Here is a 25,710-nt window from a genome sequence, read left to right as displayed (position 1 = left end):
CAGGGCGGCGCGCTCTCCCTGGCGTCCAGCGTTCTTTTCGGGCTGCTGCTTTTGGCCTGCGTTGCGCTGTGGATCATGGTGCGGCGCGGGCTGGTCTGAGCCTGCGCCGCGGCGGGCTCACATGCCGCTGTAAAGCGGGAAGCGCGCGCAAAGCGCCTCGACCTCGGCCTTGACGCGGGCCTCGACCTCGGCATTGCCCGCCTCGCCATGCGCGGCCAGCCCGTCCACCACCTCGACGATCCAGCGGGCGATCTGGCGGAACTCCTCCTCCTTGAAGCCCCGCGTGGTGCCGGCCGGGGCGCCCAGACGGATGCCCGAGGTCACGAAGGGCTTCTCGGGATCGAAGGGCACGCCGTTCTTGTTGCAGGTGATATGGGCGCGGCCCAGGGCCGCCTCGGTCGCCTTGCCGGTCACGCCCTTGGGGCGCAGGTCCGCCAGGCACAGGTGGTTGTCGGTGCCGCCCGAGACGATGTCGATGCCGCCGCGCATCAGCTCGTCCGCCATGGCGCGGGCATTGGCGACGACCTGCGCGGCATAGTCCCTGAACTCGGGGCGCAGCGCCTCGCCGAAGGCCACCGCCTTGGCGGCGATCACATGCATCAGCGGGCCGCCCTGCAGGCCGGGGAACACGGCCGAGTTGATCTTCTTGGCGATCTCGGCATCGTTGGTCAGCACCATGCCGCCGCGCGGGCCGCGCAGCGATTTATGCGTGGTCGTGGTCACCACATGGGCATGCGGCAGCGGCGAGGGATGCTGGCCGCCCGCCACCAGCCCGGCGATATGGGCCATGTCGACCATCAGCCAGGCGCCCACCTCGTCGGCGATCTTGCGGAATTCGGCCCAGTCCCAGATCCGCGAATAGGCGGTGCCGCCGGCCAGGATCAGCCTGGGCTTCGTCTCATGGGCCTTTTTGCGGATCTCCTCCATGTCCAGCAGCTGGTCCTGCTGGCGCACGCCGTAGCTGACGACGTTGAACCACTTGCCCGACATGTTGACCGGCGAGCCATGCGTCAGGTGGCCGCCCGAATTCAGGTCGAGCCCCATGAAGGTGTCGCCCGGCTGCAGCAGCGCCAGGAACACCGCCTGGTTCATCTGGCTGCCGCTGTTCGGCTGGACATTGGCGAAGCCGCAATCGAAGAGCTGCTTGGCGCGTTCGATGGCCAGCTCCTCGACCACGTCGACATATTGGCAGCCGCCGTAATAGCGCTTGCCGGGATAGCCTTCGGCATATTTGTTGGTCAGGACCGAGCCCTGCGCCTCAAGCACCGCCTTCGAAACGATGTTCTCGGACGCGATCAGCTCGATCTCGTCGCGCTGGCGGCCAAGCTCCTGGCGGATCGCCCCGAAAATGGCAGGGTCGCGGCTATCCAGCGTCTCGGTGAAGAATCCGGTGTCGGTCATCTGGTCCTCATGCAAAAAGCGGCTTGCCGGGGTTCTAGCGCCTTTCCGCGCGTCCCGCTAGGACGGATGCGACGCGCGGGCGGTAGATTATCCCATGTGCCAAAGGGCCTTGCGCCCGGCCCGCCGCGCGCCATGATGGCCGCATGAAGCTGCATTTCATCGCCTCGAGCACCGAAACCGCCGTGACCGCCGCCGAGGCGCTGTCCGAGCGTTACGGCCATGTGCCGATTCGCGAGGCCGAGGTGATCGTGGCGCTGGGGGGCGACGGGCTGATGCTGTCGGTCATGCACCAGAATCGCGGCCTGCCGGTCTATGGCATGAACCGCGGCACCGTGGGCTTCCTGATGAACGCCTATTCCGAGGAGGACTTGCCCGCCCGCATCCTGGCCGCCGAGGAAACCGTGGTCAATCCGCTGGCCATGACCGCCGGCACCACCGACGGGCACGAGCATTGCGCGCTGGCCATCAACGAGGTCAGCATGCTGCGCGCCGGCCCGCAGGCGGCGCGGCTGCGCATCAGCGTGAACGGCCGGGTGCGCATGGAGGAGCTGATCTGCGACGGCGCGCTGCTGTCCACCCCCGCCGGCTCGACCGCCTACAATTATTCGGCGAACGGGCCGATCCTGCCGCTCGGTTCGGATGTGCTGGCGCTGACCGCCATCGCTCCGTTCCGGCCGCGGCGCTGGCGCGGCGCCATCCTGCCCAAGTCGGCGACGGTGCGCATCGACGTGCTGGATCCCGACAAGCGCCCGGTGATGGCCGATGCCGATTCGCGCGGCGTCGACTCGGTGCTCTGGGTCGAGATCCGTTCGGAAAACACCATCCGGCACCGGCTGCTTTTCGATCCCGGCCACGGGCTCGAGGAGCGGCTGATCCGTGAACAGTTCGTCTGACCCCGCTTCCATCCGGGCCGCGATTCCATTTGAGACTGCGCGCGGCGCACGCTAAAGCGCGGGGCATGATGAACCGTCCCGATCTTCTGCCCGAAATCGCCCGCCGCCGGACCTTTGCGATCATCTCGCACCCGGACGCGGGCAAGACCACGCTGACCGAGAAGTTCCTGCTGTTCGGCGGCGCGATCCAGATGGCCGGCCAAGTCCGTGCCAAGGGCGAGGCGCGGCGCACCCGCTCGGACTTCATGAAGATGGAGCAGGACCGCGGCATCTCGGTCTCCGCCTCCGCCATGAGCTTCGATTTCGGGCCATACCGCTTCAACCTGGTGGACACGCCCGGCCACAGCGATTTCTCCGAGGACACCTATCGCACGCTGACCGCGGTGGATGCCGCGATCATGGTCATCGACGGCGCCAAGGGGGTCGAGAGCCAGACCCGCAAGCTGTTCGAGGTCTGCCGGCTGCGCGACCTGCCGATCCTGACCTTCTGCAACAAGATGGACCGCGAAAGCCGCGACACCTTCGAGATCATCGACGAGATCCAGGAGAACCTGGCCATCGACGTGTCGCCGGTCAGCTGGCCGATCGGCATGGGCCGCGACTTCATCGGCGCCTATGACCTGCTCAACGACCGGCTGGAGATCATGGACCGCGCCGATCGCAACAAGGTGGCCGAGTCGATCCAGATTTCCGGCCTGGACGATCCGAAGCTGGCCGATCACGTTCCCGCCGAGCTGCTGGAGAAGCTGCGCGAGGAGCTGGAGATGGCGCGCGAACTGCTGCCCGCCTTCGACCGCAAGTCCTTCCTGGAAGGGCACATGACGCCGATCTGGTTCGGCTCGGCCATCAACAGCTTCGGCGTCAAGGAGCTGATGACCGGCATCGGCGAATTCGGCCCCCAGCCGCAGCCGCAGAACGCCGCCGAGCGCCAGATCGCCCCCGAGGAAAAGCCGGTGACCGGCTTCGTCTTCAAGGTGCAGGCCAACATGGATCCCAAGCATCGCGACCGGGTGGCCTTCGTGCGCCTCGCCTCGGGGCATTTCGAGCGCGGGATGAAGCTTCTGCACGTGCGATCCAAGAAACCGATGGCGGTATCGAACCCGGTGCTGTTCCTGGCCGCCGACCGCGAACTGGCGGAAGAGGCCTGGGCGGGCGACATCATCGGCATCCCGAACCACGGCCAGCTGCGCATCGGCGACGCCCTGACCGAGGGCGAGGCGCTGCGCTTCACCGGCATCCCCAGTTTTGCGCCGGAACTGTTGCAGACCGTGCGCGCCGGCGATCCGATGAAGGCCAAGCACCTGGAAAAGGCGCTGATGCAATTCGCCGAGGAGGGCGCGGCCAAGGTGTTCAAGCCGATGATCGGCTCGGGCTTCATCGTCGGCGTGGTGGGGGCGCTGCAATTCGAGGTGCTGGCCAGCCGCATCGAGCTGGAATACGGCCTGCCGGTGCGCTTCGAATCCTCGCAATTCACCAGCGCGCGCTGGGTCTCGGGGGCCAAGGACAAGGTCGATGCCTTCGCCAATGCCAACAAGGGCCACATGGCGCAGGACCATGACGGCGATCTGGTCTATCTCACGCGCCTGCAATGGGACATCGACCGGGTGAGCCGCGACCACCCCGACCTGAAGCTGACCGCGACCAAGGAAATGATGGTGTGAAAGCTTCCTGGCCCGGCACGGCTGGCGCGAGGATCTGCGAACCGATAGCCCGACCCGGTCGCGGCCGGTCCCGGCACGCGGCATAGCGCGATCCCGGCCTGTCCGGGAAAGGCCGTGGCTCTGCCCCGCATCGGGAATGCGGGGTGACGTCGCGCCCGGACATTGGGTCCAGTTGCCGGGACAGTCACTGGCCCGGGGCGGCGGCGATCCCGATCCCCGCGGCGGTCCGGGCAGATGCCTGCTGCGGCCTGTGACGGGATGCCTGGCCCTTCGTCGCGTGGCCCCTCCGGGCCGGGGCATTTTCGCCGCGAAGCCGCCGATTTCCGGGCGATTCCCGGTTGACTCCGTCCGTTCTGCCGCTAAAAGGCGGGCTTCAAGAGAATTCCACGGGGTCCGCGCCACGCGTTTTGCCCCGCAGCAGGAGCGAAACTGATGGCGAAGCCGACGACGATCAAGATCCGTCTGAACTCGACGGCCGGGACCGGGCATTTCTATGTCACCAAGAAAAACGCCCGCACGATGACCGAAAAGATGACGGTCAACAAATACGACCCGGTGGTGCGCAAGCATGTCGAATACAAGGAAGGCAAGATCAAGTAAGATCTGCCCCTGACGGAAGAGCTTTGGAACCGCGTCCCGCAAGGGGCGCGGTTTCCGCATATGCCCTGGACTTGCTTCCGCTGCGGCCATTTGCGCGGGGGGCTGTGGCCTCCGGCGGGGATATTTGAACAAGAAAGAACTCTCCGCTTTGGGGCGGGAGGTTGTGGCAGGGGCCGGGCGTTGGGATGGCGTTTGCGATGCGCCCAGCTGCGGGCGAGCCTGGCGCTTGGACTCCGGTTCATGCCGGCAGTTGCGGGCGGCCCGGCATCCTTGCGTTGCTGCTCTTGCAGCGGGGAAGGGCCGCGGGGGCCGTGCAGCAGCGGTCCCCGTCTCCACGGATTGGCCGCTAATGGAAATCCCGCGATTTCGGCAGGATGCGCATCTGGCGCGGATGGCTGGGGCGGGGTTGGGGCAGCGCGGCCGGCGCCTCTCCGGCCAGGCGCAGCAATGCGTCGGAACGGTCGCCCAGCCAATGCGCGACGATATGGGTCACGCCATCGGCGCGCTGGAGCTGGCCATGCACCTCCAGCAAGCGGGCAGTCATCACCACCTTGCGGAACTGCGCGAAGGTCTTTTCCCAGATCACCAGATTGGCCACGCCGGTCTCGTCCTCCAGCGTGACGAAACAGGTGCCGTTGGCGCTGCCGGGGCGCTGGCGCACCAGCACGATGCCGGCCATGCGCAGGCGGCCGCGGTTCGGCAGGGCGGCGAGGTCCCCCGCCGAGACGTAGCCCTGTTCCGTCAGGCTGCGGCGCAGGAAGGCCATGGGATGGGCCTTCAGCGACAGCCGCAGGGTCTGGTAATCGGTGGTGACATGCTCGCAAAGCGGCATGGCGGGCAGGGCGACGGCGGGCTCGGCCCCTTCGTCCCGGCGCCCGAACAGCGGCAGGTCCGGCGCGTCGCGCAGGGCGCGCGCCTGCCACAGCCCCGCCCGCCGGTCGAGCCCCATCGAGCGCAGCGCATCGGCGGCCGCGATCAGCCGGATCGCCCGGGCATCGAGCGCGGCGCGGGCCTTGAGATCGGCCAGATCGGTATAGGGCGTATCCCGCGCCGCCTTGATGCGTTCGGCCAGCGCCTTGGACAGCCCGTCGATCTGGCGCAGGCCGAGGCGCAGCGCGAAGGCGCCGTCGCAGGGTTCAAGCGTGTTGTCCCATTCGCTGATGTTCACATCGGCCGGCAGCACGGTGACGTCGTGGTCGCGCGCGTCGCGCACGATCTGGGCGGGCGCGTAGAAGCCCATCGGCTGGCTGTTCAGCAGCGCCGCGGCGAAGGCGGCCGGGTGATGGCATTTCAGCCAGGCCGAGACATAGGCCAGATGCGCGAAGGCCGCCGCATGGCTTTCGGGGAAACCGTAATCGCCGAACCCCTTGATCTGGTTGAAGCACCGCTCGGCGAAGTCGCGGTCGTAGCCGCGTTCGACCATGCGGCCGACCATCCGGTCCTGCAACTGCCCGATCGTCCCGCGTGAGCGGAAGGTGGCCATGGCCTTGCGCAGATCGTCCACCTCGCCCGGGGTGAATTGCGCGGCGACCATGGCGATCTTCATCGCCTGTTCCTGAAAGATCGGCACGCCCAGGGTGCGTTTCAGGATATTCCTCAACTCGTCCGGGTCTCCATTTTTCGGGCCGGAATAATCGGGTTTTTCTAACCCCGCCCGGCGACGCAGATAGGGGTGGACCATGTTGCCTTGGATCGGGCCGGGGCGGACGATGGCCACCTGGATCACCAGGTCGTAGAACTCCTGGGGCTGCAGGCGCGGCAGCATGGCCATCTGCGCCCGGCTTTCGACCTGGAAGGTGCCGATGCTGTCGCCTTTTTTCAGCATCTCATAGGTTTCCGGGTCGTCCCGGTCGAAATCCGACAGCGTCAGCGCCTTGCCGTAATGGACCCGGACCAGCTCGAAGCATTTGCGGATGCAGGTCAGCATCCCCAGCGCCAGCACATCGACCTTGAGGATGCGCAATTCGTCGATGTCGTCCTTGTCCCATTCGATGAAGCTGCGTTCCGGCATGGCGGCATTGCCGATGGGCACGGTTTCCGACAGCGGCCCCTCGGTCAGCACGAAGCCGCCGACATGCTGCGACAGGTGGCGCGGCATGCCGATCATCTCCTCGGCCAGCCTGACCGTGCGCCGCAGCAGCGGGTCGCCCAGGTCGAGCCCGGCCTGATCGGTCGAGGCGGCCGACATGTCCTTGCCCCAGCTGCCCCAGACCGTGTCGGCCAGCGCCGAGGTCACGTCCTCGGACAGGCCCATGACCTTGCCGACCTCGCGGATGGCGCTGCGCGGGCGGTAGTGGATCACCGTGGCGCAGAGCCCGGCGCGGTCGCGGCCATATGCGTCATAGATGTGCTGGATGACCTCCTCGCGCCGCTCATGCTCGAAATCCACGTCGATATCGGGCGGCTCCTTGCGGTTTTCGCTGATGAATCGCTCGAACAGCAGTTCATGCTTGGCGGGATCGACCGGAGTGATGCCGAGGACGTAGCAGACCGCCGAATTCGCCGCCGAGCCGCGGCCCTGGTTCAGGATGCCCTGGTCTTCGGCATAGCGGACGATGTCGTGGATGGTCAGGAAATATTGCGCGATCTCCTTCCGGCGGATCAGCGCCAGTTCCTTGACCAGGGTGGCGCGGACCTTCTCGGGCACGCCCGAGGGATAGCGCCAGTCCGCGCCCTGCCAGGTCAGGTTTTCCAGATGCTGCTGCGGGGTCAGCCCGGGCGGCACGCTTTCGCGCGGATATTCGTATTGCAGCTCGTCCAGCGAGAAGCGGCAGCTGTCGGCGATCTCGCGCGTGGCGCGGATGGCATGGGGCCAGTCGGCGAACAGGCGCGCCATCTCGGCCGGCGGCTTCAGGTGACGCTCGGCATTCTGCGCCAGCAGCAGCCCGGCCCGGGCGACGGTGGTGCCCGCGCGGATGCAGGTCATCACGTCCTGAAGCGGCCGGCGATCGGGGGCATGGTAATGCACGTCGTTCACCGCGACGATGGCCAGCCCTGCCGCCCGCGCCGCCCGGTCGAGGCGATTGATCCGCGCCCGGTCGTCGCCGCGATAAAGCCAGCTTGCCGCGACATGCGACAGCTGCGGCAGGCGGCGGGCCAGACGGGGCAGGGGTGCAAGGTCGTCGCCCGGCAGCCAGACCAGCCGCATGCCTTCGGCATGGGCGGCCAGATCGTCCAGGCTCAGGTCGCAGCGCCCCTTCTTCTGCCAGTTCCCGTCCAGATCGTGCCGCCGGCCCTTGGTGATGAGCGAGGCGAGCCGGCCATAGGCGGCGCGGTCGGTCGGATAGGCCAGGAAGGCGGTGCCGTCCGCCAGCACGATCCGCGCCCCGATCACCGGGCGCAGCTGCAGTTTCCTGGCCGCGGCATGCAGCCGCACCACCCCGGCCAGGCTGTTCAGGTCGGCGATCCCCAGTGCGTCATACCCCATCAGATGCGCCGCCAGCGCCAGTTCGCGCGGATGCGAGGCGCCGTGCAGGAAGCTGAAGGCGCTGGTCACCGCCAGCTCGACGTAATCCGCGGGCGGGTTCGGGTGCTCGACCGGGGGCAGCGGGATCTCGGGGCGGGCATGATGGTCGGGCATCAGGCGAAGATCCCGTGCAGGAACCAGCGCGGCGCGCCGCCGCGGCCGTCATGGACCAGCCCCTCGCGATAGATCCACAGGCGCAGGCCGCTGTCGTCCTCGATGCGGAAATAGTCGCGCAGCCGGGTGCCGGGGCGGTCGTGCCACCATTCCGGGGCGATGCGTTCGGGCCCGGCATGGCGGGCGACGCGCAGGGTCTGGCGGCGCCAGACGAATTGCGCCGGCGGGCCTTCGGGAATGGCGTAGAGCACGCGGATCTCCTCGGGCGGGTTGAGCAGGCGGATCGGCCGGTCGGGGCGCGCGACCGGGGCGGGGGTGGTGGCCAGCGGCGGGCCGGGTGTCTCGGCGCGTTCGGGGATATGGCTTTCCCGCGGCAGCGGCCGGCTGATTGCCGCCGCGCCGAAGCGCGCTGCCAGCCGGTCCACCAGCCGCGCCAGTGCCAGCCCTGCGGGCGCGGCGCCGTCCAGGCCGGGCTGGGCCTGGGCCAAGGGCTCGACCGCCTCGGCCGCGAGGCGGATCAGGTCGAAGCCATAGCCGGGGTCCAGCCGCCCGAGCCGGCCGTCGAACAGGCGCAGCAGGTGGCCGGGGTCGCGCGTGGGCGCGGCCATGGCGACGCGGATGTCGCGCCGCTCGCCATCGACGCGAAACACCGACAGGCACAGCCGCCGGCAGCCGCGATCCGCCGCCGCCATCTGCGCGCAAAGATCGGCCAGCAATCCGGGCAGCCAGTCCGAGGGGTCCATCACCGGGTCGGCCAGCCGGACCTCGGCGGCGTATTCGGGTGCGGGCTCGGGCGCATCCAGCGGCTCGGCCGCGCGCCCCAGCGCCTGGTCGAGGCGGATCAGCGGATTGTCCTGCGGTTCGGCCCGGGCAAAGCGGCGCATCAGCGACAGGCGCGGCAGCCCTGCGAGGTCGCCGATGGTCTTGAGCCCCAGCCGGCGCAAGAGCAGCAGGGTTTCCCCCGACAGCCGCAGCCCGGCCACCGGCAGCGGCGCCAGCGCGGGCAGCGGATCGGCGCAGATCGCGCGCTCGGGTCCGAAACGGGCCAGCGCCCAGGCCGCGCCGCGCGTCGGCGCCAGCGCCAGCCGCGCGGTCAGCCCGGCCCGGGCGAATCCGGCCTGGATCTCGGCCAGCAGCGCCGCCTCGCCGCCGAACAGATGCGCGGTGCCGGTGGTGTCGAGGATGATGCCGTCTTCGCCGTCGGGCGTGCTGAAGGGACCCCAGCGCCGCGCCCAGAAGGCCAGCCGCGCCAGCCGGGCGGCGTCGCGGTCGGGCTCGGCCGGTTCGATGCGCAGGGCGGGACAGATGGCGCGGCTGTCCACGGCGCGGGCGCCGATGCGGGCCCCGGCCCGTTCGGCGGCACGGTTCGCGGCATGGATGACGGGCCCGTGCGGACCGGGCGCGGCCAGCGCCAGCGGGATCTCCTCAGGCCAGCCGTCGCCCCGGTGCGCGGCGCGGCTCAGCCAGCTCTCGATCGCCAGGCGGGGCAGAGAAATCGAGACGATCCGCCGCCCGGTCATGGCGCGCCACCCAGGTCGAGGGCGGCCGGCCGCGCGCCCGGAACAGCTCGGCCAGCCAGCGCGGATCGCCCGGCGCCTGCGGATCGTCGGGATGGGGAAGCGAGAGCAGCGGCGTCAGCCGCCAGCGCATCCGCGCCGCGCTGGGTTCGGGCGGCGCGGCATGGCGGATCAGCCAGCAGGGCAGGCCCGCCGCCTCGGCCCGCAGCGCCAGGCGGCGGCTGGCGGTGAAGCTCAGCGCCGCAGCGGTGCCATGGATCTCGCCCACCACGGCGGCCAGGGCGCGGCCTTGCAGCCCGTCCTCCAGCGCCGCCAGCACATCGGCGGGACGCGTCAGGTCCAGCCGCAGCAGATCCCGCCCCATGCCGGGCAGGAAGGGGGCGCCGAACTCGGCCCGGCTCAGCCGGTCCTGCGCCCAGAGCACCAGCCCCGGCGGCAGGGCGGCCAGCACGAATCCGGCCGCGGCACCCGTCAGGGGCCGGGTGTCGAAAGCTTCGGACAGGGTCGGCGCGGTCGGTTGCGGCGCCGCGGGGACTGGCGCCCGTCCGAAAGGCGCCACCCCGAAAGGGAAAGGGCGAGCGGACATGGTTCAGTCGTTTTGTTCCTTGTTTGTTCTTATTCCGCCGCCAGGGATTCGTCAATCGCGGCGGCTTCGCGGCACGAATGGCCCGGGACGATTGCGCCGCAGGAGCGCGCCGAAGAGGAGGCGGACGGGCCGGGATGAACCGCATGGGGCGCCGTCCTGGGCCGCGGAGTTCCGGATGGCGGCGAAGCGACGAGCGCAGAACCTTCACAGGCTTCATCATGGCCGCAGCGATGATGTGGGTGGCTGCCGATCAGACCTGCTGGCGACGGTCCGAAAGCCCATGCGCTGCGCCGCTTCCTACGAGGCGGGCGATGCGGGGGCCGATCCTGATCGAGGGGGAGCAGCGGGGCAGAAGGGAAGTGGCAGCCCGTAGGGGAGTCGAACCCCTCTTTTCAGGTTGAAAACCTGACGTCCTAACCGATAGACGAACGGGCCACTTTCTGCATCCGCAAGGCGCGGTGCCCTGCGGCGTGGGGCGGTATTTAGGTTCTCTGCTGCAGGGCTGCAAGCGGAAAAATCATCCCGGCACAAAGTTTTTTCCGGCAGTGCCCGCCGCTTCAGCCGACCGGCGCGGCATCGTCCAGACGCAGCCGCACGCGCTCTCGTCCGCCCCATTGCGTAAGCTCCAGCTTGCCCGCCAGATGGAAGCGCCGCCCCTTGGCGCCCAGCAGCGCCGGGCCCAGCGGGCCGTTCATCGCGCTCCAGGCCACCGCCTCCAGCACCGGGCTGCCGGGGCTGCGGAAGCGCAGGCGCAGATGGCTGTCGCCCATCGTCCCGGCGCTGTCGATCAGCTGCTCGGCAAAGGCGAATCGCGGCGCCGGCGCGGCCTGGCCGAAGGGGCCGGCGCGTTCCAGCATCTGCATCAGCTCGACCGTGGCGCCGGCGGGGTCCAAGAGGCCGGATATGCGCAGCTCGCCCATGCCCGGGCGCTCGGCCATCTCGCGCGAGAGCAATTGCGACAGCCGCGCCATGGCCTCGGGGATCTTCGCCTCTGCGACGGAGAGGCCGGCCGCCATGGCGTGCCCGCCGCCCTTCAGCAGCAGCCCCTCGGCGGCCAGGCGCTGGATGGCGCGGCCCAGATCGACGCCGGGCACCGAGCGGGCCGAGCCCTTGCCGATGCCGCCCTCGACCCCGATCACCACCGAGGGCAGGCCGGTCGCCTCCTTCATCCGCGCGGCGACGATGCCCACGACGCCGGGATGCCAGCCCTCGCCGGCCGCCCAGGCCACGCAGCCGGCATCGCCCGCAGCTTGGGCGCGCGCCTCGACCTGGGCCAGCGCCTCGTCGCGCACGGCGGCCTCGATGGCGCGGCGGTCGCGGTTCAGCGCGTCCAGTTCGGCCGCCAGCCGCTCGGCCTGCCGGCCGTCGGTGCAGGACAGGCACAGCGCCCCCAGATCCGCCTTGCCCACGCGGCCGCCGGCATTGATGCGCGGCCCCAAAAGGAAGCCCAGGTGAAAGGCATTCGGCGCCGAATCGAGCCGCGCCACGTCCGACAGCGCCACCAGCCCGGGGCGCTCGCGCCGCGCCATGATCAGCAGCCCCTGGCGCACGAAGGCGCGGTTCACCCCCACCAGCGGCGCCACATCCGCGATCGTCGCCAGCGCCACCAGGTCGAGCAGCGGGATCAGGTCGGGCTGCGCATGGCCGCCCTGGCGCAGCAGGCTGTTGCAGCGCACCAACGTCAGGAAGACCACGCCGGCGGCGCAGAGATGGCCGAGGCTGCCATCCTCGTCGGCGCGATTCGGGTTCACCACCGCCAGCACCGGGGGCAGGGTCTCGGCCCCTTGGTGGTGGTCCAGCACGATCACGTCGCAGGTCGCGGCCGCCAGCGCCTCATGGCTGAGCGTGCCGCAATCGACGCAGACGATCAGGTCGTGATCCTGCGACAGCGCCGCGATGGCCGGGGCGTTCGGGCCGTAACCTTCGTCGATGCGGTCGGGGATATAAAGCGTCGCGTCGCGGCCCTGCCGGCGCAGCCAGTCCAGCAGCAGCGCGGCCGAGGCGCCGCCATCCACGTCGTAATCGGCAAAGATGGCGATGCGCTGGCCGGCCAGCACCGCGGCGACCAGCCGCTCGGCGGCCTTGTCCATGTCGCGCAGGCGCGAGGGATCGGGCAGCAGGTCGCGCAGCTTGGGATCGAGATAAAGCGGCGTTTCATGCGCGGGCACGCCGCGGGCGGCCAGCACCCGGCTGACGGGCAGCGGCAGGCGGCTGTCCTGGGCCAGCGCCTCGGCGGCGCGTTCCAGGGCGGCGTCGGGACCGCGCCACAGGCGGCCGGTCAGCGAGGCGGTGACGGAAAGAAAGGCGGTCATGCGGGCTTCATCCCCCATGACCGCCCGCTGTTCAAGCCTGTCGGCCCGCTTACTTGACCGGGTTGCGATAGATCATGCGCCGCACCGAGCCGGTCTTGGAACGCATCAGGATGGTCTCGGTCTGCAGATAATGCGGCTCGCNCTNGACGCCGGCCACGATCGAGCCGTTGGTCACCCCGGTCGCGGCAAAGATCACGTCGGCGGTGACCAGTTCGTCGCGCGAATAGACCCGGTCCAGGTCGGTGATGCCGGCCTTGGCGGCGCGGCCCTTCTCGTCGTCGTTGCGGAACAGCAGCTTGCCCCACATCTGCCCGCCCATGCATTTCAGCGCCGAGGCGGCCAGAACCCCCTCGGGCGCGCCGCCCGAGCCCATATACATGTCGATGCCGGTCAGCTCGGCCTCGGCGCAATGGATCACCCCGGCCACGTCGCCGTCGGTGATCAGGCGGATGGCCGCGCCGGTCGAGCGGACCTCGGCGATCAGATCCTCATGGCGCGGGCGCTCGAGGATGCAGACGGTGATGTCGCTGTCCTTGACGCCGCCGGCCTTGGCCAGTGCCCGCACCCGTTCCGAGGGCGTCATGTCCAGGCTGACCACGTCCTTGGGATAGCCCGGCCCGATGGCGAGCTTTTCCATGTAGACGTCGGGCGCGTGCAGCAGCGTGCCGCGCGGCGCCATGGCGATCACGGTCAGCGCGTTCGGCATGTCCTTGGCGGTCAGCGTGGTGCCCTCCAGCGGGTCCAGCGCGATATCCACCTCGGGCCCTGCGCCGGTGCCCACCTCCTCGCCGATATAGAGCATCGGCGCCTCGTCCCGCTCGCCCTCGCCGATGACGACGACGCCCTTGATGTCCAGCAGGTTCAGCTGCTCGCGCATCGCGTTGACGGCGGCCTGGTCGGCCGCCTTCTCGTCGCCGCGGCCGATCAGCCGCGCCGAGGCATGGGCGGCGGCCTCGCTGACGCGGGCCAGGCCGAGCGACAGCATGCGATCGTTGAAATCCTTGGGCGAGGTCATGCGGAAATTCCTTGTGCTTTCTGCCTTTCCGGGCTTCTACGCCCGGCGCCGGAAACGGGCAAGCCTGCGTGCGCTAACGAGTCAGTTTTCCGCCAGTTCCAGCGCCAGCGCATGGATGCGCGGCACGATGTCGCCCAAGGCGGCATGCACCAGCCGATGCCGCGCGACATGGCCCAGCCCCGCAAAGCGGGCGCTGGCCATGCGGATGCGGAAATGCGTCTCGCCGCCCTCGCGCCAGCCGCCATGGCCGCGATGGCTTTCGCTTTCGTCGATGATCTCCAGCCGCGAGGGCTGCAGTTCGGCCAGTCTTTCACGCATCTCGTCGGCAATCATGCGCTTGCCCCCTTTCATGTCCCGCGAAATAGCCTAAACTGCCTGTCCCGTTCAGGACAAGGCAGGCAGATGAGCAACAGCGACCCGTTCGGATTCGACATTTCCGCTGCCGCGGACAAGAAGCGCCGCGCCAAGGGCCGGCGCGGCATGTCCGGCGCCTTCGAAACCTCGACGCGGCGGTGCGACAAGGAGGGCTGCAACCAGCCCGGCCAGTATCGCGCGCCGAAATCGCCGCGGGCGCTGGACGAATACTACTGGTTCTGCAAGGAGCACGTGCGCGAATACAACCTGAACTGGAACTATTTCCAGGGCCAGTCCGAGGCCGAGTTCCAGGAATTCCTGGACAATGCCACGGTCTGGGAACGGCCGACCAAGCCCTTTGGCCGGGCGGCGCAGGAACAGAAATGGGCGCGCCACGGCATCGACGACCCGCTGGAGATCCTGGGCGCGAACGGCACCAATCCCGAGCTGCGCAACCGCACCGCCCGGAAGCTGCCGCCGACCGAACGCCGGGCGCTGGAGATCCTCGAGGCCAAGGAGACCTGGACGCGGGCCGAGATCCGCAAGCAGTACAAGTCGCTGGTCAAGGACCTGCATCCCGACATGAACGGCGGCGACCGCTCGGACGAAGAGCGCCTGCAGGAGGTGGTCTGGGCCTGGGACCAGATCAAGGACAGCCGCAGCTTCAAGGACTGAAGAACGGGGGCTTTGCGCCCCGCGCCCGTCGTGCAAGCCCGACGGGCTTCCCCCGCAGGATATTTTTCCAAGAAAGAAGGGCCGTCCCCGGTCCCCTTGTGGTTCTTTCTTGTCCAAATATCCTGGGGGAGCGCGGAACGCGCGGGGGCAAAGCCCCCTCACTCCCTCAAAGCTCGCGCTTGATCGCTTCGGCGAGATCGGTCCTTTCCCAGGAGAAACCGCCATCCGCTTCCGGGGCGCGGCCGAAATGGCCATAGGCGGCGGTGCGGCGATAGATCGGCCGGCACAGGTCCAGATGTTCGCGGATGCCGCGCGGCGTCAGGTCCATGGCGCGGGAGATCGCGCGCTCGATCTCGGTCTCGGGGATTTCGCTGGTGCCGAAGGTGTCGGCATAGATGGACAGGGGCTTCGCCACGCCGATGGCGTAGGAAAGCTGGATCACGCAGCGCTTCGCCAGCCCGGCCGCGACGACGTTCTTGGCCAGGTAGCGTGCCGCATAGGCGGCCGAGCGGTCGACCTTGGTCGGGTCCTTGCCGGAAAACGCGCCGCCGCCATGCGGCGCTGCGCCGCCATAGGTGTCGACGATGATCTTGCGCCCGGTCAGCCCGGCGTCGCCGTCGGGTCCGCCGATCACGAAGGTGCCGGTGGGGTTCACCCACCATTCGGTGTTCCCGGTCAGCCATTCCGCGGGCAGCACCTCGCGGATATAGGGCTCGACGATGGCGCGGATGTCGTCCGAACTCTGCGTCTCGTCCTTGTGCTGGTGCGACAGCACCAGGCTGGTGATCTCGACCGGCCTGCCGTTCTCGTAGCGCAGGCTCAGCTGGGATTTCGCATCGGGCCCGAGCATCGGCTCGGCGCCGGATTTCCGGACCTCGGCCAGGCGGCGCAGGATGGCATGGGCATATTGGATCGGCGCCGGCATCAGCTCCGGCGTCTCGTCCACGGCATAGCCGAACATGATGCCCTGGTCGCCGGCGCCGTCGCGGTCGACGCCCTGGCTGATATGGGCGGATTGCTCGTGCAGGTAGTTGTGGACGTGGCAGGTGTTCCAGTGGAACTTTTCCTGCTCGTAGCCGATGTCCCGGATGGTGTTGCGGGCGATCTCGGCGATGCGGCCCATGTATTCGCCGAGCTTCTTCTTGTCGCTCAGCCCGATCTCGCCGCCGATGACGACCGTGCCGGTGGTCGCGAAGGCCTCGCAGGCGACGCGGGCGGCCGGGTCCTCGGCCAGAAGCGCGTCCAGCACCGCGTCCGAGATCTGGTCGCACAATTTGTCGGGGTGACCCTCGGAGACGGATTCCGAGGTGAACACATAGTCCTGTCTGGCCATGAAGATGCTCCGTTGAATGACGCCGCCACGCCAGGAAGCCGTTGTGACGGTCAGGCCGAAGCGTTAGTGGAGGCGCCGGTTGCCGTCAACCTCGGAGATTGCGGCGCCGTGCCGCAAGCAGCAGCCCGATCGCGGCAAGGCCGAGCGCCGGCCAGTCGCGCCAGCGCGACCAGGGGGTGGGCGGCAGGGCGCCGGGCAGGGCGGCGTCGATGCGGCCGGCCAGGTTCAGGCCCAGCGTGGCGCGCAGCTGCCCGCGCGCGTCGATCACCGCCGAGACGCCGGTATTCGCGGCCCGCAGCAGCGGCAGGCCCGATTCGATGGCGCGCAGCCGCGCCTGCGCCAGGTGCTGCCAGGGACCGGAAAGCTGGCCGAACCAGGCGTCGTTGGTGACCTGCAGCAGCCAGGCCGGGCGGTCGGCGCCGGTGACCAGATGCTGCGGGAACACCGCCTCGTAGCAGATCAGCGGCTGCAGGGGCGGCAGGCCGGGTAGGGTGATGACCTGAGGCCCCGGCCCGGCGGAATAGCCGAAACCGTGCTGGGCGGCAAAGGCGCGGATGCCGAAGCGGGCCATGACATCGCCCCAGGGCGTGTATTCGCCGAAGGGGACGAGGTGGAACTTGTCATAGACCGGCCCGATGCCCCGGTCCGAGAACGTGGTCAGGCTGTTGAAATAACGCTCGCCCTCGACGCGCTGGATGCCGAGGATGACCGGCGCGCCGACGAAGCCGGCGATGTCCTGCGGGGCGGTGCCGGATTGCTCGAGCAGGAAGTTCACCGCGGTTTCCGGCCAGATCACCGCATCGGGGGCGGGCCGGCCGGAATCGCGGATGGCGGAAAGGTCGAGCAGCCTGCGGAAGAACACCTCGGACCAGTAGGGATCCCATTTCAGCGCCTGGACGGCATTGGGCTGGATCAGGCGCAGATGCAGGGCGCTGTCGGCGGGCAGCGGCCGGGCCAGGCGCGCCATGCCGCCGCTCCAGGTCGCGGCGATGGCCAGGGCGGCCAGCAGTGCCCCGGGCAGCGCGGCGCGCAGGTGGTCGGGTCCACCCCGCCAGAAGGCCAGCGGCAGCGCCGCTGCCAGCATGGTCAGCCCCGAGAGGCCGATCGAGCCAAGCGTCGCGGCGAGTTGGCCGGCCGGTGTGTCGATCCAGACATGGCCGGTCAGCGCCCAGGGCAGGCCGGTGAAGATCCAGCCGCGCAGCCAGTCGGAAAACACCATCAACGCGGCAAAGACCAGCCCTTGCCGGGGAAAACCCGGGGCGAGGCGCGCGGCGAGCCAGGCGGGAACCGTCCAGAACAGCGCGCCCCCTGCCGCCATGAAGAACAGCGCGAAGGGGGCCATCCAGCCATAGATCTCGGGCTCGACGAAGAACGGTTCGACGATCCAGCACATGGCCAGGGCGAAATGGCCCAGCCCCGCCGCGAAACCATGCCAGGCGGCGGCGCGCGCATGTCCGGCGCGGCCGATCTGCCAGCAAAGCGCGGCGAGCGCCAGAACCGTCAGGAACCACAGGTTCCAGGGCGCCTGTCCCAGGGCCGCCAGGGTCCCCAGCGCGAGATCGAGCGCGAGGGCGGCCCAGGATGGGCGCCGCCGCTGCGATGACGCCCGCGATAGTTTTCGCGTTGGTCCTGGAAAGACCGGCGAGACCATGCGGCCGGCTCAGGCCTCGGCGGTGCCGTCGTCCGGGCTGCCGGCAGCCTCGGGCTGGGTCGCATCGCCGGACTCGGCCGGCGCGGCTTCGGCTTGGTCGGCGGCCTTGGGCTTGCGCGGCGCGCGGGGCTTGGCCGGTTTCTTCGCCGGCTTGCGGGCCGGTTTCGCGGCCGGCTCGGTGTCGGCCGGTGCTTCGGCTGCTGCGGGTTCCACGGGCTCGGCGGGCACGGCTTCGGCCGTCTCTGCCTTGGGGGCACGCGGCTTGCGCTTGCGGGCGGGCTTGGCCGCGGCGGCGGGCTCGGGCGTTTCGGCCGGTGCCTCGGCTGCGGTGCTTGCCTCCGGTTCGGCCGGCGCCTGCGGCTCGGCCGGGGCCGGGGCTTCGGTCACGGCTTCGGGGGCCGGCTTGGCCTTGCGGCTGCGCGAGCGCTTGGGCTTTTCCACCGCGGCGGGCGTTTCCGCCGCCGGGCTTTCGGCGACAGGGGTTTCCGGAACCGGGCTTGCCGTGGCGGGCGTTTCCGAAACCGGGCTTTCCCCCACGGGCGCTGCCGCGGCCGGGGCTTCGGCAGCCGGTTCGGGTGCGGGCCGCAGATCGGCCGGTTCAGCGTTCCCCTCGGCGGGCTCGGTGAAGCCGGGGCGGAAGGTGCGGGTCAGGAATTCCGGCACATGGTCGCCCATGCCCATCACCGGATGGCGCTCGCCGCGGCGCTCCTCGCGCCGGTCGTGACGGTCATGGCCGCGCTCGCCATGGCGTTCGCGCCGATCCTCGCGGCGTTCTTCGCGCGCCGGGCGTTCCTGCCGGCGCTCGGCGGCTTCCACCGGCTTTGCCTCGGCGCGGGGTTCCGGGGCATGGCCGCGCTGCTCGCTGTCGTCGCGGCGGCCGCGGCGATCCCGGTCGCGGCCGCGTTCGCGGCGGCCGCCCTCGCGCGCCGGGCGGGGCGCGTCCTGGGCGGCCGAGGAAAGCGCGAATCCCTCGGGCAGCGCCGCGCGCGGCAGGCTTTGCTTGACCAGTGCTTCGATGGCGCCGAGATATTTCTCGTCCGCGGGCGTGGCGATCGAGATCGCGGTGCCCTGGCGTCCGGCGCGGCCGGTGCGGCCGATGCGGTGGACGTAATCCTCGGCATGGCTGGGCAGGTCGAAGTTGATGACATGGCTGACCGCCGGGATGTCGAGCCCGCGCGCCGCCACGTCCGAGGCGATGAGGAAGCGCAGCGTGCCTTCGCGGAAGCCGTCCAGCGTCGCCATGCGGTGGCGCTGGTCCAGGTCGCCATGGATCGGCGCGGCGTCGAAGCCATGCGCCTTGAGCGACTTGGCGACGATGTCCACCTCGGTCTTGCGGTTGCAGAAGATGATGGCGTTCTTCAGCCCCTCGCCCTCGGCCCGAATCAGGGCGCGCAGCAATTCGCGCTTCTGCTTGGCGGTCTGGTCGCGGCGGGTCGGGGTGATCTCGACCAGCTTCTGGGTGATGGTCTCGCTGGCGGTGGCCTGGCGGGCGACCTCGATGCGCTCGGGCGCATGCAGGAAGGTGTCGGTGATGCGCTCGATCTCGGGCGCCATGGTGGCGCTGAAGAACAGCGTCTGCCGGGTGAAGGGGGTCAGCTGGAAGATGCGCTCGATATCGGGGATGAAGCCCATGTCGAGCATCCGGTCGGCCTCGTCCACCACCATGATCTGCACGCCGGTCAGCAGGAGCTTGCCGCGCTCGAAATGGTCCAGAAGCCGGCCGGGCGTCGCGATCAGCACGTCCACGCCGCGGTCGATCAGCTTGTCCTGTTCGCCGAAGCTGACGCCGCCGATCAGCAGCGCCTTGGTCAGGCGGGTGTGCTTGGCGTAGATGTCGAAGTTCTCGGCCACCTGGGCGGCCAGTTCGCGGGTCGGGCAAAGGACCAGCGAACGCGGCATCCGGGCGCGGGCGCGGCCGCGGCCCAAGAGCGTGATCATCGGCAGGGTGAAGCTGGCGGTCTTGCCGGTGCCGGTCTGGGCGATGCCCAGCACGTCGCGCCCTTCCAGCGCCGGGGGAATCGCCCCGGCCTGGATCGGGGTCGGGGTTTCATACCCCGCCTCGGCGATGGCTTTCAGAACCTTGGGGTCCAGCTTCAGATCGGAAAACTTGGTCATTCAGGGCTTTCGTATCAATGCGCGGACCAACCCGCGCCGTGCTTGCGTCCATCGCCGCCCGTCCCGGAAACCGGGGCTTCGCGGCGGGTCGGGACGCAATTTCCGCACGCCCCTCGCCTTGTCTGCCGGATGCAGACAGCGCGGGCCTAGCCGAAAACCCGGTCTGCGTCAATCTGATGCAGAGTTTTCGTGCCGCGGGGGCGGCTTGCCGGCGGTCGCGGCGCGGTTGACGGCCCCCTTGGGCAGGCGCTATCCCGGCGCGATCTTACGGATGGAAGCCATGAACCTCTTTTCGGATATCCGCGCGCTGGTCCTCGATGCGCTGGCGCAGATGGAGCAGGCCGGCGAGCTGCCCCCCGGCCTCGACACCGCGAACGTGACGGTCGAGCCGCCGCGAGACGCCGCGCATGGCGACATGGCCACCAACGCCGCCATGGTGCTGGCCAAGCCTGCCGGGAAAAAGCCGCGCGACATCGCCGAGGTGCTGGCCGCCCGCCTTGCCGCCGATCCGCGCATCGTCTCGGCCGAGGTGGCGGGGCCGGGCTTCCTGAACCTGCGCCTGGCCCCCGGCGAATGGCAGGGCGTGCTGCGCGCCGCGCTGACCGAGGGCGCGGATTACGGCCGCTCGGAGATGGGCAAGGGCCAGCGGATCAACGTCGAATTCGTCAGCGCCAATCCGACCGGGCCGATGCATGTCGGCCACACCCGCGGCGCGGTCTTCGGCGATGCGCTGGCGGCGCTGCTGGATTTCTCGGGCCACGAGGTCACGCGCGAATACTATATCAACGACGGCGGCGCGCAGGTCGATGTGCTGGCCCGGTCCGCCTATGAACGCTATCGCGAGGCCAACGGGCTGGAGCCCGAGATCCGCGAGGGGCTTTATCCCGGCGACTACCTGATCCCGGTGGGCGAGGCGCTGAAGGCGAAATACGGCACCAGCCTGCTGGACAAGCCCGAGGAGGAATGGCTTGCCGAGGTGCGCGCCTTCGCCACCGAGGCGATGATGGACATGATCCGCGCGGATCTGGCGCTGCTCAACGTCCACATGGACGTGTTTTCCAGCGAGAAGGCGCTTTACGGCACCGGCCGGATCGAGGCGGCGATCGAGCGGCTGCGGCAGCAGGACCTGATCTATGAAGGCGTGCTGGAGCCGCCCAAGGGCAAGACCCCCGAGGATTGGGAGCCGCGCGAGCAGACGCTGTTCCGGTCCACCGCGCATGGCGACGACGTGGACCGGCCGGTGAAGAAATCGGACGGGTCCTGGACCTATTTCGCGCCGGACATCGCCTATCACTGGGACAAGATCGAGCGCGGCTTCGACGCGCTGATCGACGTGTTCGGCGCCGACCATGGCGGCTATGTCAAGCGCATGACCGCGGCGGTGAAGGCGCTGTCGAACGGCCGCGTGCCGCTGGACGTCAAGCTGATCCAGCTGGTCAAGCTGTTCAAGAACGGCGAGCCCTTCAAGATGTCCAAGCGCGCCGGCACCTTCGTCACCCTGCGCGACGTGGTCGAGCAGGCGGGGGCCGACGTCACCCGCTTCCACATGCTGACGCGCAAGAACGACGCGGCGCTGGATTTCGATTTCGACAAGGTTCTGGAGCAGTCCAAGGACAATCCGGTCTGGTATGTGCAATACGCAAGCGCCCGGGTGAACTCGGTGCTGAACAAGGCCGCCGGGATGGGCGTCGATATCTCGGATGCGGCGCTGGCCGGGGCGGATCTGGCCCGGCTTTCGCATCCCGCCCAGCTGGAGCTGGCCCGGAAAGTTGCAGAATGGCCACGCACCGTCGAAATCGCCGCCCGCGCGCATGAGCCGCACCGGATCGCGTTTTTCCTGTATGACATCGCCTCCGAGCTGCATTCGCTGTGGAACCGCGGCAATGACGAAGCCGCCCTGCGCTTCCTGCAAGAGGGCGATGCTGCGGCCACGGCGGCGAAAATCGCGCTGGCGCGGTCCGTCGGCGTTGTCATTTCGGCCGGTCTTGGTATCTTGGGGGTGACTCCGGCCAAAGAAATGCGCTGAAAAACGGCGCCCTGCCGGGGGACGAGCAGATAAACGAGCAGCGTCGGGACAACCGGCAGGCAGGCAGGAATGACGGTAGTGGATTTCCGCTCTTCGGGCGGGTTTGACGGGTCGCAGCCGGGCAGGCTGTCGCATGACTATCCCCATGGCCAGGGCCATCAGGGCTATCAGGACGATTGGCAAGAGGACGGCTGGGACGGTCACGCCTATGACGCCCATGCCGGGCCCCTGGCCGAATCGCCCTCGCTTCTGGGGCGGCTGTCGCGGCTGACGCATTACCTGGGCGCGCTGATCTCGGTCGGGCTGATCGTGATCCTGGCGGTCTGGGGCTTCAAGCTGGTGGTGCGCGACGTCTCGGGCGTGCCGGTGATTCGCGCCATCGAGGGCGAGGCCCGCACCGCGCCCGACAATCCGGGCGGCGAGCTGACCGAGCGGACCGGCCTTGCGGTGAACTCGGTCGCCGCCGGCGCCGAGCCCGCCCGGGTGGACCGCGTGGCCATCGCGCCGCCGGCGACGCCCCTGGACGGGCAGGACGTGCCCATGGGCGAGCTGGGCGCCACCGCGCAGGAGCCCTCGCACCCGGTCGAGCTGCCGTTGATCGAGGAAACCGCGCGCGTCATCGCCCGACCCGACGGCGAGACTCTCGTCGAACCCGACGCGGTCGAGAATGCGGTGATCTCGGATGCCCCGGCGGTCGATGCGCCGGTGAACGAGATGGTGACCGATCTGGCAGGCAACGAGACCCGCGACATCGCCATCACCACGGCGCTGGCCGAGGCGGGCGCCGCCCCGGCCCCCGGCGCCATCGCGAAATCGCCGCGCCCCGCGCCGCGTCCGCGCCGCGTGGCCGCCAGCAATGCCGCCGCCCCGGCGCCGGCGCCGACCCCGGCTGCCGCCGAAAGCCGCCCGGCCGCGGCGCCCGATGCCCCGGCGCCCGCCGCCCCCCAGGCCCCGGCCCAGGTCGCCTCGGGCGCGCCGCTGGTGCAGATCGGCGCCTTTGACAGCGATGCGCTGGCCAAGGGCGAATGGAACCGCGTCTCGGGCAAGTTCGGCGCGCTTTTCGCCGGCAAGGGCATGGTGGTGCAGGAGCACAAGGCCAATGGCCGCACCTTCTGGCGGCTGCGCGCCTCGGGCTTCGCCTCGCGCGACGAGGCGCGGCGCTTCTGCGCGGCGCTGATCGCCGAGGGCGTGGACTGCATTCCCGCCGCGGCGAAATGAGCCGCTGAGATGACCGGCGCCACCATCCTCGGCGGCATCGCCGGCCCGGACCTGAGCCGGGCCGAGCGCGATTTTTTCCGCGCCGCCGATCCCTGGGGCTTCATCCTGTTCGCGCGCAATGTCGACACGCCGGACCGCCTGCGCCGGCTGACCGACGCGCTGCGCGAGACGGTGGGCCGCGACGCCCCGGTGCTGATCGATCAGGAGGGGGGGCGCGTGCAGCGCATGCGCGCGCCGCACTGGACCGACTGGCCGGCGCCGCTGGATCAGGCTGGGCGCGGCGAGCGGGCGATCTGGCTGCACCATCACCTGCTGGCGCAGGAATTGCGCGCCGTGGGCATCGACGCGGATTGCGCCCCCGTGCTCGACATCGCCCGCGACGACACCCATCCCTTCCTGCGGAACCGCTGCCTCGGCCCGGATGCCGATACGGTGATCCGCCTGGGCCGCGCCGCCGCCCAGGCGATGCTGGCCGCCGGGGTGCTGCCGGTGGTCAAGCACATGCCGGGCCATGGCCGGGCGCGGGTGGACAGCCACAAGGACCTGCCGGTGGTCGAGGCTGGGCTGGACGAGCTGCGCGCCACGGATTTCGCCCCGTTCCGGGCGCTGGCCGACCTGCCGATGGCGATGACCGCGCATATCCGCTTTACCGCCATCGACGATGCGCCCGCGACCGCCTCGGCCGCGGTGATCGACCTGATCCGGCGCGAGATCGGCTTTGACGGGCTGCTGATGTCGGACGATATCGGCATGCAGGCGCTGTCGGGCAGCCCGGCCGAACGCGCCGCCGCCACCATCGCCGCCGGCTGCGACCTGGTGCTGTCCTGCAACGAAACGCCGGCGCAGATGGAGGAGATCGTCGCCGCGGCCGGGAGCATGTCCCCCCGCGCCGCCCTGCGGGCCGAGGCGGCGCTGGCCCTGCGCCGCGCGCCCCTGGCCGGGGACACCGCCGCGCTGCGGGCCGAACTGGCGGCGCTTGGCGGGCTGGCGGCCTGATCGGTTGACTAAGCCCGGGCATTGGCGGATTCTGCGCAGACCCATCTGCCCGGAAGCGTCATGACCAAGGTGCCCTATCTGACCCCCGTGCCCGACCCGCTTCCCGATACCGGGCCGGCGCCGCATCTGCCGGGGCTGGCGCCGCAGCCGGCGGCCGAGCGCCGCGCCGAGGAGGTGCTGGTCGTCGACGTCTCGGGCTTCGAGGGGCCGCTGGACCTGCTCTTGACGCTGTCGCGCACGCAGAAGGTCGACCTGATGCAGATCTCGGTGCTGGAGCTTGCCGACCAGTATCTGGCCTTCGTCGAGGAGGCGCGGGCGCTGCGCATCGAGCTGGCGGCGGATTACCTGGTCATGGCGGCCTGGCTCGCCTATCTGAAATCACGCCTGCTGCTGCCGCCGGATCCCGAGGCTGAAGGGCCCTCCGCCGAAGAGCTGGCGGCGCATCTGGCCTTCCAGCTGGAACGGCTGAACGCCATGCGCGAGGCGGCGGCGCGGCTGATGGCCCGCAACCGGCTGGGGCAGGACCGCTTTGCGCGCGGCGCGCCGGAAACCGTGGCCCGCCAGCGCCAGGTCGCCTGGCAGGCCGGGCTGATCGACCTGATGCGCGCCTATGCCCGGCTGCGCACCCGCGACGAGTTCCGGCCCTATGCCTTCGACCGCCGCGACGTCTTTACCATGGAACAGGCGCTGGACCGGGTGCGCGGGCTGATCGGCTTCGCCGGCGACTGGACCGCGCTTTCCACCTTCCTGCCCGACGGCTGGGAGACCGATCCGCAGCGTCGCCGCTCGGCCACCGCTGCGACCTTCGCCGCCACGCTGGAACTGGCGCGGCAGGGCGCGGTCGAGATCGCCCAGGCCGGCACCTTCGCCCCGATCACCATCCGCAGGCGCCCGCAATGAGCCAGGACAAGACCGCCGCCGACCCGCAGCGTTTCCCGCCGCCGCCGCTGGCCGAGCAGGAGCGCATGATCGAGGCCGTCCTGTTCGCCTCGGCCGCGCCGATGAGCCAGCGCGAGATCGCCGCGCGCCTGCCGGCTGGCTGCGACGTGGCCGAGGCGCTGCAGGCCCTGCGCGCCCGCTACGAAGGGCGGGGGGTGCAGCTGGCGCGGGTCGGCGATGCCTGGGCGTTTCGCACCGCCGCCGATCTGGGCTTCCTGATGCAGGAAAGCGTGGTGGAAAGCCGCCGCCTGTCGCGCGCCGCGACCGAGACGCTGGCGATCATCGCCTATCACCAGCCCGTCACCCGCGCCGAGATCGAGGAGATCCGCGGCGTCGCCGTCAGCCGCGGCACGCTGGACCAGCTGATCGAGCTGGACTGGGTCCGTGTGGGCCGTCGCCGCCAGACCCCCGGCCGGCCGGTGACCTTCGTGGTGACCGAGACCTTCCTGGACCATTTCGGCCTGGAAAGCGCCCGCGACCTGCCGGGCCTGGCGGAGCTGCGGGCGGCGGGCCTGCTGGAATCGCGTCCGACCGGCGAGGAGATGGCGCCGGGCCTGTTCCGCGACGAGGACGGCGAGGAGAGCGCAGCCATGGCCGAGGATCTGTTCGAAGACGAATGAAGATCGGGACGTAACGCAATGAACATGAACCAGTTCATCAATATGCTGACCCGCATGGTCGCCCGGCGGCTGCTGAACTGGGGCATCCGGCGGGCGACTGCGCCAAAGCCCGGCGCGCCGCGGAACCCGCAGCAGAAAAGCCGCGACAAGGCTGCGCGCGAGGCGGCGAAGCGTGCCCGCCAGGCGGCGCGCATCACCCGGCGGATGCGGTAAAGGGG

General features: G+C 69.9%; 20 protein-coding genes, 1 tRNA gene and 1 riboswitch. Of the genes, 10 read left to right on the top strand and 11 right to left on the bottom strand.

Annotated elements, in window-relative coordinates; translation table 11 throughout:
- Positions 1 to 117 precede the first annotated feature (117 nt).
- Entirely contained in the window at positions 118 to 1,401 is a 1,284-nt protein-coding gene (glyA, locus tag PARJ55_RS0102045) for a serine hydroxymethyltransferase (RefSeq protein WP_028711475.1), read from the bottom strand.
- A 143-nt stretch (positions 1,402 to 1,544) separates the two neighbouring features.
- On the opposite strand from glyA, the gene PARJ55_RS0102040 reads away from it, so the two are divergent.
- The 3 genes from PARJ55_RS0102040 (at position 1,545) to rpmG (ending at position 4,555) form a co-directional block, all read left to right on the top strand.
- Positions 1,545 to 2,294 carry an NAD kinase gene (locus PARJ55_RS0102040; RefSeq protein WP_028711474.1) on the top strand — a complete coding sequence of 250 codons (750 nt, stop codon included), beginning with the start codon at positions 1,545 to 1,547 and terminating at the stop codon, positions 2,292 to 2,294.
- Between the two features lie 65 nt (positions 2,295 to 2,359).
- Positions 2,360 to 3,955 carry a peptide chain release factor 3 gene (locus tag PARJ55_RS0102035; RefSeq protein WP_028711473.1) on the top strand — a complete coding sequence of 532 codons (1,596 nt, stop codon included), beginning with the start codon at positions 2,360 to 2,362 and terminating at the stop codon, positions 3,953 to 3,955.
- Positions 3,956 to 4,387: 432 nt separating this feature from the next.
- A complete protein-coding gene (rpmG, locus tag PARJ55_RS0102030; RefSeq protein ID WP_011750518.1) occupies positions 4,388 to 4,555 on the top strand; it encodes a 50S ribosomal protein L33 in 168 nt (55 codons plus the stop codon).
- Between the two features lie 346 nt (positions 4,556 to 4,901).
- On the opposite strand, the gene PARJ55_RS0102025 is transcribed toward rpmG, so the two are convergent.
- The 7 genes from PARJ55_RS0102025 to PARJ55_RS0101995 all read right to left on the bottom strand — a co-directional run bounded on the left by PARJ55_RS0102025 (position 4,902) and on the right by PARJ55_RS0101995 (position 13,898).
- Entirely contained in the window at positions 4,902 to 8,135 is a 3,234-nt protein-coding gene (locus tag PARJ55_RS0102025; RefSeq protein WP_028711472.1) for an error-prone DNA polymerase, read from the bottom strand.
- A complete protein-coding gene (locus PARJ55_RS0102020) occupies positions 8,135 to 9,655 on the bottom strand; it encodes a DNA polymerase Y family protein (RefSeq protein WP_028711471.1) in 1,521 nt (506 codons plus the stop codon). Before PARJ55_RS0102020 ends, PARJ55_RS0102025 begins: the two co-directional genes overlap by 1 nt.
- A complete protein-coding gene (locus PARJ55_RS0102015) occupies positions 9,561 to 10,238 on the bottom strand; it encodes a hypothetical protein (protein ID WP_028711470.1) in 678 nt (225 codons plus the stop codon). The genes PARJ55_RS0102020 and PARJ55_RS0102015 overlap by 95 nt, the downstream gene beginning before the upstream one ends.
- A 360-nt stretch (positions 10,239 to 10,598) precedes the next feature.
- A tRNA-Glu gene (locus PARJ55_RS0102010) sits at positions 10,599 to 10,673 on the bottom strand.
- A 122-nt stretch (positions 10,674 to 10,795) separates the two neighbouring features.
- A complete protein-coding gene (recJ, locus tag PARJ55_RS0102005) occupies positions 10,796 to 12,550 on the bottom strand; it encodes a single-stranded-DNA-specific exonuclease RecJ (RefSeq protein ID WP_028711469.1) in 1,755 nt (584 codons plus the stop codon).
- A gap of 49 nt (positions 12,551 to 12,599) precedes the next feature.
- Positions 12,600 to 13,565, bottom strand: a complete 966-nt coding sequence (gene glpX, locus PARJ55_RS0102000) for a class II fructose-bisphosphatase (protein ID WP_028711468.1) — start codon at positions 13,563 to 13,565, stop codon at positions 12,600 to 12,602.
- Positions 13,566 to 13,646: 81 nt separating this feature from the next.
- Positions 13,647 to 13,898, bottom strand: a complete 252-nt coding sequence (locus PARJ55_RS0101995; protein WP_028711467.1) for a BolA family transcriptional regulator — start codon at positions 13,896 to 13,898, stop codon at positions 13,647 to 13,649.
- Positions 13,899 to 13,967: 69 nt separating this feature from the next.
- On the opposite strand from PARJ55_RS0101995, the gene PARJ55_RS0101990 reads away from it, so the two are divergent.
- Positions 13,968 to 14,594 (top strand): J domain-containing protein, encoded by a 627-nt coding sequence (locus PARJ55_RS0101990; protein WP_028711466.1) that lies wholly within the window; start codon positions 13,968 to 13,970, stop codon positions 14,592 to 14,594.
- Positions 14,595 to 14,760: 166 nt separating this feature from the next.
- Here PARJ55_RS0101990 and metK read toward each other — a convergent pair whose 3' ends face one another.
- The 3 genes from metK to PARJ55_RS0101975 all read right to left on the bottom strand — a co-directional run bounded on the left by metK (position 14,761) and on the right by PARJ55_RS0101975 (position 19,693).
- Positions 14,761 to 15,927: a methionine adenosyltransferase gene (gene metK / locus PARJ55_RS0101985; RefSeq protein ID WP_028711465.1), complete on the bottom strand. Its 1,167-nt coding sequence runs from the start codon at positions 15,925 to 15,927 to the stop codon at positions 14,761 to 14,763.
- A gap of 5 nt (positions 15,928 to 15,932) precedes the next feature.
- Positions 15,933 to 15,980, bottom strand: a riboswitch (SAM-SAH riboswitch).
- Between the two features lie 32 nt (positions 15,981 to 16,012).
- The gene (gene lnt / locus PARJ55_RS21365; protein WP_051416120.1) at positions 16,013 to 17,578 is read right to left on the bottom strand and encodes an apolipoprotein N-acyltransferase; all 1,566 of its coding nucleotides are present in this window, start codon (positions 17,576 to 17,578) and stop codon (positions 16,013 to 16,015) included.
- 9 nt (positions 17,579 to 17,587) lie between these two features.
- A complete protein-coding gene (locus PARJ55_RS0101975; protein WP_028711464.1) occupies positions 17,588 to 19,693 on the bottom strand; it encodes a DEAD/DEAH box helicase in 2,106 nt (701 codons plus the stop codon).
- Positions 19,694 to 19,973: 280 nt separating this feature from the next.
- Between PARJ55_RS0101975 and argS the strand changes: the two genes are divergently transcribed.
- From argS to PARJ55_RS0101945, 6 genes are all read left to right on the top strand, one after another.
- Complete coding sequence (argS, locus tag PARJ55_RS0101970; RefSeq protein ID WP_028711463.1) at positions 19,974 to 21,719, top strand: arginine--tRNA ligase; 1,746 nt, start codon at positions 19,974 to 19,976, stop codon at positions 21,717 to 21,719.
- Positions 21,720 to 21,788: 69 nt separating this feature from the next.
- Positions 21,789 to 22,937, top strand: a complete 1,149-nt coding sequence (locus tag PARJ55_RS0101965) for an SPOR domain-containing protein (RefSeq protein ID WP_028711462.1) — start codon at positions 21,789 to 21,791, stop codon at positions 22,935 to 22,937.
- Positions 22,938 to 22,946: 9 nt separating this feature from the next.
- Entirely contained in the window at positions 22,947 to 23,933 is a 987-nt protein-coding gene (gene nagZ, locus PARJ55_RS0101960) for a beta-N-acetylhexosaminidase (RefSeq protein WP_028711461.1), read from the top strand.
- A 60-nt stretch (positions 23,934 to 23,993) separates the two neighbouring features.
- The gene (locus PARJ55_RS0101955) at positions 23,994 to 24,833 is read left to right on the top strand and encodes a ScpA family protein (protein ID WP_084637755.1); all 840 of its coding nucleotides are present in this window, start codon (positions 23,994 to 23,996) and stop codon (positions 24,831 to 24,833) included.
- Positions 24,830 to 25,492 (top strand): SMC-Scp complex subunit ScpB, encoded by a 663-nt coding sequence (gene scpB / locus PARJ55_RS0101950; protein ID WP_028711459.1) that lies wholly within the window; start codon positions 24,830 to 24,832, stop codon positions 25,490 to 25,492. Before PARJ55_RS0101955 ends, scpB begins: the two co-directional genes overlap by 4 nt.
- A gap of 24 nt (positions 25,493 to 25,516) precedes the next feature.
- Positions 25,517 to 25,705 carry a hypothetical protein gene (locus PARJ55_RS0101945; RefSeq protein ID WP_230376184.1) on the top strand — a complete coding sequence of 63 codons (189 nt, stop codon included), beginning with the start codon at positions 25,517 to 25,519 and terminating at the stop codon, positions 25,703 to 25,705.
- The last annotated feature ends 5 nt before the right edge of the window (positions 25,706 to 25,710 follow it).

Origin of the sequence: Paracoccus sp. J55 (genome assembly GCF_000513975.1) — a bacterium.
GTDB lineage: Bacteria > Pseudomonadota > Alphaproteobacteria > Rhodobacterales > Rhodobacteraceae > Paracoccus.
The sequence above is the reverse complement of the archived record's forward strand: the minus strand, read 5'-3'. Positions and strand labels throughout refer to the sequence as shown.

What these genes read in the sequence shown, in the direction of transcription:
- metK (WP_028711465.1), bottom strand. Translation starts at nt 15,927, where the DNA reads ATGGCCAGACAGGACTATGTGTTCACCTCGGAATCCGTCTCCGAGGGT.
- lnt (WP_051416120.1), bottom strand. Translation starts at nt 17,578, where the DNA reads ATGGTCTCGCCGGTCTTTCCAGGACCAACGCGAAAACTATCGCGGGCG.
- PARJ55_RS0101965 (WP_028711462.1), top strand. Translation starts at nt 21,789, where the DNA reads ATGACGGTAGTGGATTTCCGCTCTTCGGGCGGGTTTGACGGGTCGCAG.
- PARJ55_RS0101945 (WP_230376184.1), top strand. Translation starts at nt 25,517, where the DNA reads ATGAACCAGTTCATCAATATGCTGACCCGCATGGTCGCCCGGCGGCTG.
- PARJ55_RS0102025 (WP_028711472.1), bottom strand. Translation starts at nt 8,135, where the DNA reads ATGCCCGACCATCATGCCCGCCCCGAGATCCCGCTGCCCCCGGTCGAG.
- PARJ55_RS0102020 (WP_028711471.1), bottom strand. Translation starts at nt 9,655, where the DNA reads ATGACCGGGCGGCGGATCGTCTCGATTTCTCTGCCCCGCCTGGCGATC.
- PARJ55_RS0102015 (WP_028711470.1), bottom strand. Translation starts at nt 10,238, where the DNA reads ATGTCCGCTCGCCCTTTCCCTTTCGGGGTGGCGCCTTTCGGACGGGCG.
- PARJ55_RS0102040 (WP_028711474.1), top strand. Translation starts at nt 1,545, where the DNA reads ATGAAGCTGCATTTCATCGCCTCGAGCACCGAAACCGCCGTGACCGCC.
- recJ (WP_028711469.1), bottom strand. Translation starts at nt 12,550, where the DNA reads ATGACCGCCTTTCTTTCCGTCACCGCCTCGCTGACCGGCCGCCTGTGG.
- PARJ55_RS0101990 (WP_028711466.1), top strand. Translation starts at nt 13,968, where the DNA reads ATGAGCAACAGCGACCCGTTCGGATTCGACATTTCCGCTGCCGCGGAC.
- glyA (WP_028711475.1), bottom strand. Translation starts at nt 1,401, where the DNA reads ATGACCGACACCGGATTCTTCACCGAGACGCTGGATAGCCGCGACCCT.
- PARJ55_RS0101975 (WP_028711464.1), bottom strand. Translation starts at nt 19,693, where the DNA reads ATGACCAAGTTTTCCGATCTGAAGCTGGACCCCAAGGTTCTGAAAGCC.
- nagZ (WP_028711461.1), top strand. Translation starts at nt 22,947, where the DNA reads ATGACCGGCGCCACCATCCTCGGCGGCATCGCCGGCCCGGACCTGAGC.
- PARJ55_RS0102035 (WP_028711473.1), top strand. Translation starts at nt 2,360, where the DNA reads ATGATGAACCGTCCCGATCTTCTGCCCGAAATCGCCCGCCGCCGGACC.
- PARJ55_RS0101955 (WP_084637755.1), top strand. Translation starts at nt 23,994, where the DNA reads ATGACCAAGGTGCCCTATCTGACCCCCGTGCCCGACCCGCTTCCCGAT.
- rpmG (WP_011750518.1), top strand. Translation starts at nt 4,388, where the DNA reads ATGGCGAAGCCGACGACGATCAAGATCCGTCTGAACTCGACGGCCGGG.
- PARJ55_RS0101995 (WP_028711467.1), bottom strand. Translation starts at nt 13,898, where the DNA reads ATGATTGCCGACGAGATGCGTGAAAGACTGGCCGAACTGCAGCCCTCG.
- scpB (WP_028711459.1), top strand. Translation starts at nt 24,830, where the DNA reads ATGAGCCAGGACAAGACCGCCGCCGACCCGCAGCGTTTCCCGCCGCCG.
- argS (WP_028711463.1), top strand. Translation starts at nt 19,974, where the DNA reads ATGAACCTCTTTTCGGATATCCGCGCGCTGGTCCTCGATGCGCTGGCG.